Origin of the sequence: Pseudomonas sp. B21-017 (assembly GCF_024749245.1) — a bacterium.
Lineage (GTDB): Bacteria > Pseudomonadota > Gammaproteobacteria > Pseudomonadales > Pseudomonadaceae > Aquipseudomonas.
Window position 1 is genome coordinate 3,583,137 of sequence record NZ_CP087194.1, and the last position, 15,515, is coordinate 3,598,651.

Consider the following 15,515-nt stretch of genomic DNA (forward strand, 5'->3'; position numbering starts at 1 on the left):
CTGTGTTTGTTCTCGGGGGAGCAAAGCCGGCGATTGTACTGATTCCGCGGACGAACGCACTCACAAAGTAATCAAAAAGCCATCAAGATCATTGTGGCGAGGGAGCTTGCTCCCGCTGGACGGCGAAGCCGTCCCAAAGATGCTCACGCGTACATTCAGTCAAAACGCATCAATCGGTTTGCGACTGCTTCGCAGCCGAGCGGGAGCAAGCTCCCTCGCCACAGGGATGGGGTTATTGCTTGTCACTCACCTGAAGCTGCCCGTCCCACCCACCGCCCAGCGCGGCAATCAACTGCACGCTGGCAATCAGCCGGCTCTGCAACAGGCTCAGCGCGTTGCGTTCGTTGTTCAACGCCGTAGCCTGAACCACCACCACATCCAGATAGGCAATCAACCCGGCCTTGTACTGATTCCGGGTCAAGCGAAGAGACTCGCGCGCCGCATCCAGAGCTTCCTGGCGCACGACCGCTTCGTCTTCCAGCACCTTGAGCTGCACCAGGTAATTTTCTACCTCGCGAAAACCATCGAGCACGGTCTGGCGGTATTTGGCGACAGTCTCGTCGTAGGCCGCTTCACTGCGATCGACTTCCGCCGAGCGCTGGCCACCGTCGAACAGGGTCATGGCCAGCTGTGGGCCGACCGACCAGAAACGGTTCGGCAGGCTGATCCAATTGGCGTAAGTGCTACTGCTATAGCCGCCGTTCATGCTCAGGGTCAGGTCCGGGTAGTAGGCCGCCTTCGCCACGCCGATGTTGGCGTTGGCGGCCATCACCGAGCGTTCGGCGGAGGCGATGTCAGGGCGCCGTTCCAGCAGCTGCGAAGGCAAGCTCAGCGGCACCTGGGGAAGCGCCGGGATGTCTGGGGTTTCGGCCAGGCTGAATTCGGCCGGTGGCAGGCCGATCAGCACGGCGATGGCGTTCTCGAACTGCGCGCGCTGCCAGATCAGGTCGACCATCTCCGCCTGGGTGGTTTTGAGCTGAGTGGTGGCCTGGGCCACCGCATCCTTGCCGGAAACTCCGGCACGGTACTGGTTTTCGGTCATTTTCAGCGAGCGCTGATAGGCCTCGACTGTCGCTTCCAGCAGGCGTTTCTGCTCATCGATCACCCGCAATTGCAGGTAGTTCTGCACCAGCTCCGATTGCTGGCTCAGGCGCATCGCCGCCAGGTCGGCAAAACTCGCCTGGGCGTTGGCCGTGTCGGCTTCCAGGCCTCGACGCAATTTGCCCCAGATATCGGCTTCCCAACTGACCCCGGCCTGTGCCGAGTAAGTGTCACGGATACCGCTGGACGAACTGCTCAGGCTCGAACTGCTGCTGCCGGTGCCCTGGCTGGAGCGGTTCTTGCTGACGGTCAGGTCCACCGTCGGAAAAAACGCCCCACGGGCACTGCGCACCAAGGCCTGGGCCTGACGGTACTGGGCCTCGGACTGGGCAACGGTCTGATTGGCGCTGTTGAGCTTTTCGATCAGGCCGTTGAGCTGCTGATCGCCATACAGCTCCCACCAGGCACCACGCGCCAACGAATCGCTGGGGTTGGCCTGACGCCAGCCGGCCGCCTCTTTGTACTGCGCAGGTGCGGCGGCTTGCGGGCGCTGGTAATCCGGGCCGATGGCGCAGGCACTGAGCATTGCCACGCACAGCGACAGGCTCAGCAAACGCGAGCCTCGGGCCGTGATCAGCGGTGCAGCCAGGTTGAGAAGCGAACGGTCAGTCATAGCGGAGTTTCCAGAGCAGCATCGGTACGCACCCCACGCCAGCGGTTGAAACGATGGCGCAGTTTGTCGAGATAGAGGTAAACCACCGGGGTGGTGTAAAGGGTCAGCACCTGGCTGAAGACCAGCCCGCCGATGATGGTCAGGCCCAGCGGCTGACGCATTTCCGCCCCTTCGGCGCGGCTCAGCAGCAGCGGCAAGGCACCGAGGATCGCCGCCAGGGTGGTCATCAGAATCGGTCGCAGCCGTTGCAGGCAGGCGCTGCGGATCGATTCCAGCGGCTCCAGGCCTTGGTGCCGTTCCAGTTGCAGCGCCAGGTCGATCATCAGAATGGCGTTTTTCTTCACTACACCAATCAACAGGAACAGCCCCAACAAGGAGATCAGGCTGAACTCACCGCCCAGCACATAGATCGACAGCAGCGCGCCGACCCCGGCCGATGGCAAGGTCGAAAGAATGGTCAGCGGATGAATGTAGCTTTCATACAGCACACCCAGCACCAGATACACCGCGACCAGCGCGCCGAGAATCATCCACGGCTGGCTCTTCTGTGCGGCGGCGAAGGCGTCGGCGGTGCCGGCCATTTTCGCGATCACGTCTTCCGGCAGGCCGACCTTGGCAATCGCTCGTTCGATGGCTGCCGAGCCCTGCTCCACCGTCACCCCTTCGGCCATGTCGAAGGCGATGCTTTCCGAAGCGAACTGGCCTTCGTGGCTGACCCGGTCGTTTTCCAGGCTGCTCTCATAGTGGGCGATGGTCGACAACGGAATTCGCGCGCCGTCGGCAGTGATCACTTTGACCTGGTTCAGGGTGACCGGGTCCTGGGCGTATTTCGGATTGACCTCCATCACCACCTGATACTGGTTGAGGCTGTCGTAGATCGTCGAAATCTGCCGCTGGCTATAGGCGTTGTTCAGCACCGCCGTGACCATGTTCATGTCCACGCCCAGCCGCTTGGCCTGATCGCGATCGACGATCAGCGTCACTTGCTGGGCGCCACGGCCTTCACGGGCGTCAATCGCCGTCAACTCAGGCAGGGCCTTGAAGGCGGCAACGACTTTCGGATACCACTCGCGTAACGCACCGAGATCGCCACTTTGCAGGATGTAGGAATACTGCGAGGTGGTCTGCTCGCGACCGCCGCCGAATTGCAGGTCCTGGTCGGCCATCAGCATCAGTTGCGCACCGGGCACTTTGGGCATTTCCTTGCGCAAACGCTCGATGACTTTCTGCGCGGACAGATTGCGTTCCTTGATCGGCTTGAGCCGCACCAGCATGAACGCGTTATTGGTGCCATTGTTGCCACCGATGAACCCTGCAACGCTTTGCACCGCGTCGTCCTTGAGCACGGCGCGGCGGAAGGTTTCCATCTTCGGCTGCATCACGCTGAACGACAGGCCATTATCGCCACGCACGAAACCGATCAGCTGGCCGGTGTCTTGCTGGGGAAGAAAGGTTTTGGGAACAACAACATACAGCGCAATGTTTACGCCAATCGTCACGAACAGACTGAGCAAGGTCAGTCGGCGATGGCGCAGCACCCAGTCGAGGCTGGTGGCGTATTTGCCGACCATCCACTCATTGGCCCGCTGGCTCCAGCGTTGCAAACGGTTTTCCTGCCCCGGCGTATGCGGCTTGAGCCAGCGCGCACAAAGCATTGGCGTCAGCGTCAGCGACACCAGCAGCGACACCACGATGGCCGCCGCCAGGGTGATGGAAAACTCGCGGAACAGGCTTTCGATGATCCCGCCCATGAACAGGATCGACAGGAACACCGCCACCAGCGAGACGTTCATCGATAGCAGCGTGAAGCCGACCTCCTGCGCCCCGAGGTACGCGGCCTTCATCGGCGGTACGCCCTTGTCGATGTGCCGGGAAATGTTCTCCAGCACCACGATGGCATCGTCCACCACCAGCCCGGTGGCCAGAATCAGCGCCATCAGCGACAGGTTGTTCAGGGAGAAGCCGTAGAGGTACATCACCGCAAACGTGCCCACCAGTGACACCGGCACCGCCAGGGTCGGAATCAAAGAGGCGCGAAAGTTACCGAGGAACAGGAACACCACCAGAATCACCAGCGCCACGGCAATCAACAGGGTCATTTCCGCTTCGTGCAGGGTGGCCTTGATCACCGGCGAACGGTCCATCGCCAGGTTCAGCTTGACGCTGGCCGGCAGCACCGCCTGCAATGCCGGCAACTGCGCCTTGATCTCGTTGACCGTCTCGATGATGTTGGCGCCGGCCTGGCGGTTGATTACCAGCAACACCGCTGCGTCGTCATTGAAGAACCCGCTGTTGTAGCGGTCCTCGACGCTGTCGCTGACCTTGGCCACATCCTTCAGGCGCAAGGCTGCGCCGTCCGCGTAGTGAATGATCAGCGACTCGTAATCCTTGGCCTTTTCCAGCTGATCGTTGGCCTGGACCTGCCACAGCCGCTGGCCGTCTTCGACCGAGCCCTTGGGCCGGCGCACGTTGGCGTTGGCGATGGTGGTGCGCACATCGTCCAGTGCCACGCCGTACTGGTTGAGCGCCTGGGGTTCGAGCTCGATGCGCACCGCCGGCAACGAACTGCCGCCGATCTGCACTTCACCTACGCCCTGCACCTGGGACAGGCTCTGGGACAGAATGGTCGAGGCCAAATCGTAGAGCTGACCTTTTTCCAACACATCCGAGGTCAGCGACAGCACCATGATCGGCGCTTGCGATGGGTTGACCTTCTTGTAAGTCGGCATGCTGCGCATTCCGCTGGGCAGCAGGTTGCGCGAGGCGTTGATCGCCGCCTGCACTTCCCGCGCCGCGCCGTTGATGTCGCGGTCCAGGTCGAACTGCAGAATCACCCGGGTCGAGCCCTGGCTGGAACGGCTGCTCATGGTGTTGACCCCGGCGATGGTGCCGAAGGAACGCTCCAGCGGCGTGGCCACGGTTGAGGCCATGACCTCCGGGCTCGCACCAGGCAGGCTCGCCTGGACCACGATCACCGGAAAATCCATCTGCGGCAGTGGCGATACCGGCAACAGGCCGAAGCTCACGCCGCCCAGCAACATGATCGCCAGGCTCAGCAACATCGTCGCGACCGGGCGCTTGATGAAAGGTCCGGACAGGTTCATGGCTGCTCTACCGGTTCCACGGACTCGGGCTTATGGCCCCAGCGCCGCCCGAGGCGGTCGAAGTACAGGTAAATAACGGGTGTGGTAAACAGCGTCAGCACCTGACTCACCAGCAAGCCACCGACCATTACCAGACCCAGCGGCTGGCGCAATTCCGCGCCGGAGCCGGTGGCGAGCATCAGCGGCACCGCGCCGAACAACGCCGCCAGGGTGGTCATCAGAATCGGCCGGAAGCGCAGCAGCGCCGCCTGATAGATCGCAGCTTGCGGGTCCATGCCCTGATTACGTTCAGCCTCGAGGGCGAAGTCGATCATCATGATCGCGTTCTTTTTCACGATACCGATCAGCAAGATGATGCCGATGATCGCGATCATCCCCAGGTCATTACCGCTCAACAGCAGCGCCAGCAAGGCGCCGACCGCCGCCGAGGGCAAGGTCGAGAGGATGGTGATCGGGTGAATGTAGCTCTCGTAGAGCACGCCGAGCACGATGTACATGGTCACCACCGCAGCCAGAATCAGCAGCAAAGTGCTCGACAGTGACGCCTGGAACGCTTCGGCCGCGCCCTGGAACTGGGTCTGCACGCCAATCGGCATACCGATGTCTTTCTGCACCTGATCGATGATCTGCACCGCATGCCCCAACGCCACGCCGGGCGCCAGGTTGAACGACATCATCACCGCCGGGAACTGGCCGATGTGGGTGATCGCCAGCTGCGCCTGACGCTCCTCGACATGCGCCAGGCTGGACAGGCGCACTTGCCCGCCATCGGTGGTCTTGACGTGAATCTGGTTCAGCGCATCGGGGCCGATCTTCTCGCCGGACTGCGATTGCAGCACCACGCGGTACTGGCTGGCCTGGGTGTAAATGGTGGAAATCTGCCGCTGGCCGAAGGCGTCGTAGAGCGCGTCAGTGATGTTCGACACCGATACGCCAACCCGCGACGCCGCATCGCGGTCGATCACCAGATAAACCTGCAAACCCTTGTCCTGCAAATCGCTGGCGACATCGGTCAGTTCCGGCCGTTGCGCCAGGGCTTCGACCAGACGCCCGCTCCACAAGCCAAGCAACTCGGCATCCGGCGACGACATGCTGAACTGGTACTGCGTACGGCTGACCCGATCTTCGATGGTCAGGTCCTGCACCGGCTGCATGAACAGGCGAATGCCAACCAGCTTGTCCAGCTCCGGTTGCAAGCGGGCAATGACTTGGGTGGCGCTCAGGTTGCGGTGGCTGTGGGACTTGAGGTTGATCAATAACCGGCCGCTATTGAGCGTCGAGTTATCACCGTCGACGCCAATATAGGACGACAGGCTTTCGACCGCAGGGTCAGCCAGGATCACCTTGGCCAATTCCTGCTGGCGCGCGCTCATCGCCGCGAAGGAAATCGACTGTGGCGCCTCGGAAATCCCCTGGATCACCCCGGTGTCCTGCACCGGGAAGAAACCCTTGGGCACCACCATGTACAGGAACACGGTCAATGCCAGCGTGCCGATGGCCACCAGCAAGGTCAGCGGCTGATGCTTGAGCACCCACTGCAACTTGCGCCCGTAGGCGGCGATCATCCAGTCGATGGTTGCGCCACTGGAGCGGTAGAACCAGCCCTGATCTTTTTCCTTGGGCTCACGCTTGAGCAACCGCGCGCACATCATCGGCGTCAGGGTCAGGGACACTACCAGCGAAATCAGGATCGCCACCGCCAACGTGATCGCGAACTCGCGGAACAAGCGCCCCACCACGTCGGCCATGAACAGCAGCGGAATCAGCACCGCGATCAACGACAGGGTCAGGGAAATCAGGGTGAAGCCGATCTGCTTGGCACCCTTGAGCGCCGCTTGCAGTGGGCTGTCGCCCTCTTCGATGAAGCGGGAAATGTTCTCCAGCATGACGATTGCATCGTCCACCACGAAACCGGTGGCGATAGTCAGCGCCATCAGGGTCAGGTTGTTGACCGAAAACCCGGCGAGGTACATCACGCCGAAGGTGCCGATCAACGACAGCGGCACCGCCACCGACGGAATGATCGTGGCACTGGCCCGCCGCAGGAACAGGAACGTGACCATCACCACCAGGGCGATGGCGATCAGCAGTTCGTGTTGCACGTCGGTGACCGAGGCGCGGATGGTTTGTGTGCGATCGGTGAGCACCGTGACGTCGAGGCCGGCCGGCAGGTTGTCGGTGATGCTCGGCAGCAAGGCCTTGATCCGGTCGACCACCTCGATGACGTTGGCGCCGGGCTGACGCTGGATGTTCAGCAGCACGGCCTGGTTTTCATTGGCCCATGCCGCCAGGCGTTCGTTCTCGGCGCCATCGACAATTTCCGCCACGTCCTTGAGCCGCAACGGCGCGCCGTTTTTATAGGCAAGAATCAGGTTGGCGTAGTCCTTGGGCGACGTCAGCTGGTCGTTTGCGTCGAGCATCGACACCCGGGTCGGGCCGTCGAAGTTGCCTTTGGGCTGGTTGACGTTGGAGGCACCGATCAAGGTGCGCACGTCCGACAGGTTCAGGCCGTTGGCCGCCAGGGCCTCGGGGTTGACCTTGATCCGCACCGCCTGACGCTGACCGCCAGCAATAGTGACCATGCCGACGCCGCTGATCTGCGCAATTTTCTGCGCCATACGGGTGTCGACCAAGTCATTGAGCTTGGGCAGCAGCATGGTTTTGGAAGTGATGGCCAGGGTCAGCACCGGGGTATCCGCCGGGTTGACCTTGTTGTACACCGGCGGCGCGGGCAGATCCTTGGGCAGCAAATTGGTCGCGGCGTTGATCGCCGCCTGCACCTGCTGCTCGGCGACATCCATGTTGATGTCGAGGCTGAACCGCAGGGTCAGCACCGAGGCACCACCGGAACTGGTCGAGGCCATCTGGGTCAGGCCGGGCATCTGGCCGAACTGACGTTCCAGCGGCGCAGTCACGGCGCTGGTCATGACATCAGGGCTGGCGCCGGGATAGAGCGTCATGACGCGGATGGTCGGGTAATCGACCTGAGGCAATGCCGACACCGGCAGCAGCCGATAAGCGATCACCCCGGCCAGAATAATGGCCAGCATGCTCAGGGTCGTGGCGACCGGGCGAAGGATGAACAGCCGCGAGATGTTCATGCGCCGCCCTTTTTCGCCTTGTCGGTGGCCGCCGGCTCGCCTGGGGTCGCCGCCGATTTGCCTTGCAGATGTTCGGTCGGAGTGGTCGGTACATCCTTGCTGTCGTTGACCACCTCCACTTCACTGCCGTCCTTCAGGCGGTCGGTGCCTTCCAGCACCACCCGATCACCGATGGCCAGGCCTTCGGTGATCACGGTGTTTTCCCCGTCACTGGCGCCGACTTTCAACTGGCGGATGGTGACCTTCTTGTCGCCGTCCAGCGCATAGACGAATGTGCCGTTGGTGCCGAACTGGATCGCCGCCGAGGGTGCAAGCACCACATCTTTAAGGGTATCGGCCAGCAGGTGCACGTTGACGAACTGATTGGGGAACAGCGCTTGATCGCGGTTCTCGTAGCGGGCCTTGAATTTCAGGGTGCCGGTGGTGACGTCGATCTGGTTATCGAGGCTCTGCAACACGCCGGTGGCCTGCAATTGGGTGTCGCCGCGGTCCCAGGCTTCGGCGGGCAGCTTGGCGCCGGTGCGATAGCGGGTCAGCACGGTGTCCAGGCTGTTTTCCGGCAAGGTAAAGGCCACGCTGATCGGTTGGGTCTGGGTGATGATCACCAGCGCCGTGGTGTCGTTGGCCGCCACAAGGTTGCCGACGTCCAGCTGCCGCAGACCCACACGCCCGGTGATCGGAGCGCGGATCTTGGTGAATTCCAGATTGAGCTTGGCGTCGTTGACCGCCGCCTGATTGGTCTTGACCGTACCCTGATACTGGGCGACCAGCGCTTCGGCGGTGTCCAGGGTTTGCTTGGCGATACTGTCTTCGCGGTACAGGCCACGATAACGCTCGACGTCGACCTGGGCGTTTTTCAATTGCGCCTGATTCTGCAGCAAGGTGCCTTCGGCCTGGAGCAAGGCATTCTGATAAGGACGTGGATCGATCTCGGCCAGCAGGTCACCCGCCTTGACCATCTGCCCTTCTTCGAAATAGACCTTGACCAGTTCGCCACCGACGCGGCTGCGCACATTGATGGTGTTCAGCGCCGTGACCGTGCCCAGCGCCTTGTAATACAGCGGAAAATCGCCTTTGACCACCGGCGCCACGCGCACCGGAACCGGTCCCGTCGCCCCGCCGAATCCCGGACGCATCCCCCCCGACCGACCGGTATGCCCGGCAACGGCTTTCTGCCCTGCGCCCTCCTTCGGGCTGCTGCCAGCGGGCCAGAACTTCCAGCACAGGCCGACGATGACCAACAGGACAAGCAGGCCGAACAGCCAGCGACGAGGATTGCGGGAAGCGGAGGATTGCATGGAATGATCAACCATTGGGCGCGTGCGCTTTTTTCTACGGGAGGCTGAACGATAAGCACTGGCGGGTATTAAGCAAAGCGCCTTTACCGGCAATTTACCTTTGGCTTACGTAACAGGAAGTTAGGACACAAATGAAAACGGCCTGGACAGGGCCAGGCCGTTAACAATTGTAAAACTTTGCTTACTTCAGAACGGCGAGCGCTGCGTCGTAGTTCGGTTCTTCAGCGATTTCCTTGACCAGTTCGCTGTGCAGGACCTTGTCGTTTTCGTCCAGAACCACGACGGCACGGGCGGTCAGGCCTTTGAGTGGACCATCGGCGATGGCCACGCCGTAGTTTTCCTTGAACTCGGCACCGCGCAGGGTCGACAGGTTCTGCACGTTTTCCAGGCCTTCGGCACCGCAGAAGCGGGCTTGGGCGAACGGCAGGTCAGCCGAGATGCACAGCACCACGGTGTTGGCCACGTCATTGGCCTGGGCATTGAACTTGCGCACGGAGGTGGCGCAGGTCGGGGTGTCGACGCTTGGGAAGATGTTCAACACTTTACGCTTGCCGGCGAAGCTCGCCAGGGTCACGTCGGACAGATTGCCGGCAACCAGGGAAAAGGCTGGCGCCTGGGAACCGGCTTGTGGCAGTTGGCCGTTGACTTGAACCGGGTTGCCTTTGAGAGTGACTTGAGCCATGAACGGAGTCCTTCTGAACGTTGATGTAGAGAATTTTGACGAGGCCGAAGTTAACCACGAAATGAGCCGGGGACCTATGCAAAAACACAAATTGTCATGAGTGGCGGGAGAGGCAAACCTGCAATTCCACAGGGCTGGATGCACGTGCACTACCCAAGTAACCGCAGCATATTGCGGTGCCGCGCCGCGAAAATCCGCCGCATGCAGGCATTCACCAGCAGCCCTTCAGTCAAGGCACCGCCAATCGCCGCATAGGTCACGCGGTCGGTGTACAGCGTACCGCCCTCTCCCGCCGCCACCCGATGCTCATGACGAAAGGCACGCAACGGCCCCTTGAGCATTTCATCGATGAAATGCGTATCGCCGACCTCCCGGATCACCACCGTCCAGTTCGACGGGATCATGTTGAACATCCAGTGCCTGAAGCGGAACTGGAGGGCACCTTCCGTTGGTCGTTGGATGGGTCTCACAGGAATATTTGATCGCGAGGAGGATGTCGAAAATACATCTGTTCCCTACAACATCGACTAAAACGAAAAGGACAATTTTTGTTTAGGTGCGTTGTCGATTCAAGTCACGCCCATTCGACTATGCAATGAATCACTCAACTTCAACGGAGACAAGACCATGCGATTCATGATCATTGTAAAAGCCAGCCCCGATTCCGAGGCCGGCGTGATGCCCAGCGAAGAACTGATGACCGCAATGGGCAATTACAACGAGGAACTGGCCAAGGCCGGCATCCTCATCGACTGCGATGGCCTGCAGCCCAGCAGTAAAGGTGCCCGTGTGCGCTTCTCGGGAGATAAACGCACAGTGATCGACGGCCCGTTCGCCGAAACCAAAGAGCTGATCGCCGGCTACTGGCTGTGGCAGGTGAAGTCGAAAGAGGAAGCGATCGAGTGGGTCAAGCGCTGCCCCAACCCGATGCCGGGTACAGAGGCCGAGATCGAAATTCGCCAGGTGTTCGAGGCCGAAGATTTCGGTGCAGAGTTCACCCCGGAACTGCGTGAACAGGAAGAGCGCGTGCGGGCACAGGCGAAGAAGCAATGAAGCACACCTACGCGCGACTCAGCATTCGACAGTGATGTTGACTGACAATCCTTCTTCGCGAGCAAGCCCATGCCCACAGGAGATTGTGGTTGGCAAATCAGCCAAGGCTCACTCAATACCTGTGGGAGCGTGGTTTGCCCGCGAATGGATCTTCAATTCAACAAGCAAACCCGTTGACGCGACAACCACCTGCTAGAGTAAAAAAAGCCTTCATGCAGGCCAGACCGAATGTCATCTTCGGAAAATGAGGAAACGTCTATGAAAGGTTTGCTTCGCGTTGCGGGATTCAGCCTGATGGCGCTTTTCGCAAGTTGTGGTGTCGGTGCCCAGACAATGCAAAGTCATGCGGCGCCGGTTGCGCTCACTGTCATACCGGCCGACATCCCGGGGGAATAGCCAAGGGGATTGATCGTTCCCATGCCTGGGAACGATCTTGCGCGAACAATAAACCCGCGTTACTTGGACTTGAATTTTACAAACGACTGATTCATGTCCGAAGCCCAGCCATCGATCACGTTTTTCACGTCATCGGCTTTCATCACCTGAGCTTCGTTTTCCAGCGGTTTGCCGGTGCCCTTGCGCACCACCTGGGCGATGACTTTGTTGGTGCCGCCGTCGAGAAACACCGCTTCGGTGGCCAGATCGGTTTGCTGATCGCGAGCACCGCTGGCGGTGGTGACGGCCGCTGCCACCAGGGCGATCGGGATCACTTCATATGGCTTGAGGCTTTCGGTCTTGCTGCTGACGGCGGTGATCGCCGCACGTACCACGATCACGCCTGGGCCCGGGCCGCTGGCCAGTGGCAGGGATTTACCCAGTTCGCGCTTGAGCGCTTGATCGTAGTAGCTGGTGATGCCGTTCAACGTGGTCTGAGGGATTTTCGCTGTCGGCTGCGGTTTGGGATAGAGCTGAGTCGGCTCGATGTAGGCACTGGTGTATTTGTTGACGTTGAGCTTGGGATCGACCCAGCGCATCACCACGGCGCCCGATGGCGACTTGGCTTCCTTGAGCTGGCTGTAGTCCTTGAGAAAGCCGGAGTACTGGTCTGGCTCGACGACTTTGCTGGCGCAACCCGCCACCCCGAGAGAGGCGATGCACAGTGTGCTCATCATTAACGCAAGCTTCATGCTTTAACTCCTGTCAGAAGGACGGCAACGGTATTGCCTACGAGAGTTACAGGTATAGCTAATGCCCGGCGTTTTTGTATCGAAAATCACAATTTTCAGCTCTCGCCACGGTCGCGGCAATCACCACGAAGACCCGCTTTTCGCTGCCAACTCCCGCCGGCTATTGGCCCGCATCGCCTTGATCAACGATACCGTGCCCACCAGGATGATCACCGCGCCGAACAGGAAGTCGATGGTGTACAACTGGAAATCGTTCAACGGCCCCACCAGGAACACCCGGATCGCGCCAATACTCACCAGCGTCGCGAGAAAGTCGATGCCCGGCTCGTCGCGATAGAACACGTGCAGCAGCGGCAGGCACATCACCAGCAACAACAGCAACACAATCACCTTGAACGAGCCCTTGCGCTCGACGCTGAACGCGCATTCGTTGGCGCCGTAGGGCTTGTAGTCCTGCTCACTGATCAGCGAATTTTTCTCGTTGATGTACTCGACACGGTTGTACTTCTGGATCGGCGTAAAGGTGTTGGACATCTGCATGCTGGTGGTGACGTTTTTGAAACGCAGGTCGACGCGCTCGTTACCCTTGAGGTAGTACAACACCGGTTTGTAACCGTAGCGGTAGGTGTCGAACGGAAAATCGGTCGCACGCCCCTGGACGTCGATGGGCCGGGACTCAAGTTCGGCGTAGGCACTTTTGTTGACCGAAGACAGGTTACGGCTCAGGGGTTTGATCTTGACCTGTTCCATGAAAATCGGCGCAACGCCGTAGGACCACTGTAGCGGCTCCATGCGCAGCCGCAGTTCGTTGCGGCCCAGGTCGTAGCGATCAAAGGTTCGCTCGGAAACGACAACCGCCCCCGAGAGCATGAACTCGCCGCGAACGTTGTTGGTGATGCGCAGCGACAGTTGATCCTTGCCCTGCCCGCCGCTATCGCTGGCCGGCGGCGTGCCGCACCAGGCGTAGCTGTCGAACGCATCCCCGAGCTGGCCGTTACGGTTCTCTTTGAACACATAAAAATAACTGCCCCACAGGGCCGCCATCAGCAACAGCGCTATCAACCCTAAAATCTTCTTGCCCGCGCCCAAACCAGACTCCTTTCTTCACCAACTCCTTATGAGACGCGGACTCTATCAAAATGCCATCATTGGCCCAAGCAAAAGATCTCGATGCCCTACCGCCGCCGAAACAACGGCCGCGGCTCGATCACCGAACGCCCATACAACACGCTCATCCCCGCCAGTCCCTTCAGCGCATCTTCGGCAGACTTGTCTTCACGCACGGCAAAGCTGTCGAAACCGCATTGGCGCATGTGGCTGAGTTGATCGCGCAGCACATCGCCAATCGCGCGTAATTCGCCTTGCCATCCGAATCGCGTGCGCAACAGATAGGCCTGGCTGTAGGCACGTCCGTCGCGAAAACTCGGGAAGTCCAGGGCAATCAGCGGCAGGTCGGGGAACCACGGAATCAGATTTGTCACTTCGTCGTCAGGACCGAGCCAGACACCTTCGAGCGCGGTTGTGGTGTCGGCGTTAAGGGCCAGCCACTGGGGTAACGGCAGGATCAGCGGCCCGGCCGGCGGTTCACCGGTCGTTTCACGAATCAACTGCCACGGGTCATCGCGCACCCACTCGGCACCGCCCTCTCGCAAACGCAGCAGATTGTTCATGCCGACACCTCCAGAACTTTCGGGTAGACGCGCTCCTTGAACGGCTCCAGACCGATGCGCGCCAGGGTATCGACGAACAGTTCTTCGCTCTCGCGGTAGCGCACGAATGTGCCGATGATCCGTTCAATCACATCGGGCACTTCGGCGGCACTGAAGGACGGGCCGATGACCTTGCCCAACGCGCTGTCCTTGCCCTGGGCGCCGCCGAGGGTGATCTGGTACCACTCGCTGCCGTTCTTGTCGACGCCAAGGATGCCGATGTTGCCGATGTGGTGATGGCCGCAGGCGTTCATGCAGCCGGAGATGTTTAGGCTGATGTCGCCCAGGTCATGCAGGTAGTCCAGATCGTCGAAACGTGCCTGAATCGCTTGCGCGATGGGGATCGACTTGGCGTTGGCCAGGGCGCAGAAGTCGCCGCCGGGGCAAGCGATGATGTCAGTCAGCAAGCCGATGTTGGCACTCCCCAGGCCTTGCTCGCAGGCCAGGCACCACAGCGCATAAAGGTCTGCCTTGGGCACGTCCGGCAGGACGATGTTCTGTTCATGGGCGATGCGGATTTCGCCGAAACCGAACTGCTCGGACCATTGCGCCACCGCTTCCATTTGCTCGGCCGTGACATCCCCCGGCGGCGCGGCGATACCCGGCTTGGTCGACAGCACCACGCTGGCGTAACCCGGCACCTTGTGCGGCTGAACGTTGCGCGCCACCCAACGGGCGAACGCCGGGTGCTCGGCCAGGCACGTGCCGAAGTCCAGGTCGGTGCCGGCCAGTGAACGGTAATCGGGTGGCACAAAGGCACTGGCGACACGCTCATACTCGACGTCGGTCAACTGCGCCGGGCCGTCCTTGAGGTGTTGCCACTCCTCCTCCACTTCCTTGGCGAACGCTTCGATCCCCAGGGCCTTGACCAGAATCTTGATCCGCGCCTTGTACTTGTTATCGCGCCGCCCGTGGCGGTTGTAGACCCGCAGCACCGCCTCGACATAAGACAGCAAATGCTGCCACGGCAAGCCTTCGCGAATCTGCAGACCGAGAATCGGCGTACGCCCCAACCCGCCGCCAACGATCACCCGCAAGAGCATTTGCCCGCTGTCGTCGCAATAAAGATAAAGACCGATGTCATGCATCATGATCGCCGCGCGGTCCTGTTTCGCCGAACAGATGGCGATCTTGAACTTGCGCGGCAGGAACAGGAATTCCGGGTTGATGGTCGACCATTGCCGCAGGATCTCCGCCAGCGGACGCGGGTCCATCAGCTCGTCCGCCGCGACGCCGGCGAAGGCTTCGGTGGTGATGTTGCGCACGCAGTTGCCGGAGGTCTGGATCGCGTGCATTTCCACTTGGGCCAGGCGTTCGAGGATGTCCGGGACCTGGGCCAGTTCGATCCAGTTGAACTGCATGTTTTGCCGGGTGGTGAAGTGGCCGTAACCACGATCGTAGTCCCGGGCAATGCTCGCCAGAGTGCGCATTTGCCTGGCGCTCAGGGTGCCGTAAGGAATCGCCACGCGCAGCATGTAGGCGTGTTTTTGCATATACAGGCCATTCTGCAAACGCAGGGGCAGGAACTCTTCTTCGCTCAATTCGCCGGCCATGAAACGTTCGACCTGATCGCGAAACTGCGCAACACGCTCGAACACCAGGGCCCGGTCATAGTCATCGTATTGATACATGTGGCTACCTCATCAGGATTGATCGGGCTCTGCGGCTCGCTCTCGAGGTAGCGACTATGAACCTGCGGCACAGCACGTTACAGATTCAGCTAAACA

10 protein-coding genes and 1 pseudogene are annotated in these 15,515 nt (G+C 60.6%); 1 reads left to right on the plus strand and 10 read right to left on the minus strand.

Annotated elements, in window-relative coordinates; all coding sequences use genetic code 11:
- Positions 1–232: 232 nt before the first annotated feature.
- The 6 genes and pseudogenes from LOY28_RS16105 to LOY28_RS16130 all read right to left on the minus strand — a co-directional run.
- On the minus strand, positions 233–1,714 hold the full coding sequence (locus LOY28_RS16105) for an efflux transporter outer membrane subunit (protein WP_018926137.1): 1,482 nt from the start codon (positions 1,712–1,714) through the stop codon (positions 233–235).
- Complete coding sequence (locus LOY28_RS16110; protein ID WP_019650008.1) at positions 1,711–4,818, minus strand: efflux RND transporter permease subunit; 3,108 nt, start codon at positions 4,816–4,818, stop codon at positions 1,711–1,713. Before LOY28_RS16110 ends, LOY28_RS16105 begins: the two co-directional genes overlap by 4 nt.
- Positions 4,815–7,919, minus strand: a complete 3,105-nt coding sequence (locus LOY28_RS16115; RefSeq protein ID WP_258612122.1) for an MdtB/MuxB family multidrug efflux RND transporter permease subunit — start codon at positions 7,917–7,919, stop codon at positions 4,815–4,817. Before LOY28_RS16115 ends, LOY28_RS16110 begins: the two co-directional genes overlap by 4 nt.
- Positions 7,916–9,232, minus strand: a complete 1,317-nt coding sequence (locus LOY28_RS16120; protein ID WP_019020895.1) for an MdtA/MuxA family multidrug efflux RND transporter periplasmic adaptor subunit — start codon at positions 9,230–9,232, stop codon at positions 7,916–7,918. The genes LOY28_RS16115 and LOY28_RS16120 overlap by 4 nt, the downstream gene beginning before the upstream one ends.
- A gap of 166 nt (positions 9,233–9,398) precedes the next feature.
- Positions 9,399–9,899, minus strand: coding sequence for a thiol peroxidase (gene tpx, locus LOY28_RS16125; RefSeq protein ID WP_018926141.1), 501 nt, complete (start codon positions 9,897–9,899; stop codon positions 9,399–9,401).
- Positions 9,900–10,048: 149 nt separating this feature from the next.
- Positions 10,049–10,345, minus strand: a pseudogene (locus tag LOY28_RS16130) (polyketide cyclase); the annotation flags it as partial.
- Between the two features lie 181 nt (positions 10,346–10,526).
- On the opposite strand from LOY28_RS16130, the gene LOY28_RS16135 reads away from it, so the two are divergent.
- Complete coding sequence (locus tag LOY28_RS16135; protein WP_192350688.1) at positions 10,527–10,952, plus strand: YciI family protein; 426 nt, start codon at positions 10,527–10,529, stop codon at positions 10,950–10,952.
- 455 nt (positions 10,953–11,407) lie between these two features.
- Here the strand turns inward: LOY28_RS16135 and LOY28_RS16140 are convergent, their stop codons facing one another.
- The 4 genes from LOY28_RS16140 to LOY28_RS16155 all read right to left on the minus strand — a co-directional run bounded on the left by LOY28_RS16140 (position 11,408) and on the right by LOY28_RS16155 (position 15,419).
- Complete coding sequence (locus LOY28_RS16140) at positions 11,408–12,079, minus strand: DUF3313 domain-containing protein (RefSeq protein WP_019650018.1); 672 nt, start codon at positions 12,077–12,079, stop codon at positions 11,408–11,410.
- 120 nt (positions 12,080–12,199) lie between these two features.
- Positions 12,200–13,168, minus strand: a complete 969-nt coding sequence (locus tag LOY28_RS16145; RefSeq protein ID WP_258612123.1) for a hypothetical protein — start codon at positions 13,166–13,168, stop codon at positions 12,200–12,202.
- Between the two features lie 86 nt (positions 13,169–13,254).
- Positions 13,255–13,749, minus strand: a complete 495-nt coding sequence (locus LOY28_RS16150; RefSeq protein ID WP_018926147.1) for a DUF934 domain-containing protein — start codon at positions 13,747–13,749, stop codon at positions 13,255–13,257.
- A complete protein-coding gene (locus LOY28_RS16155; protein WP_258612124.1) occupies positions 13,746–15,419 on the minus strand; it encodes a nitrite/sulfite reductase in 1,674 nt (557 codons plus the stop codon). Before LOY28_RS16155 ends, LOY28_RS16150 begins: the two co-directional genes overlap by 4 nt.
- Positions 15,420–15,515: the final 96 nt, after the last annotated feature.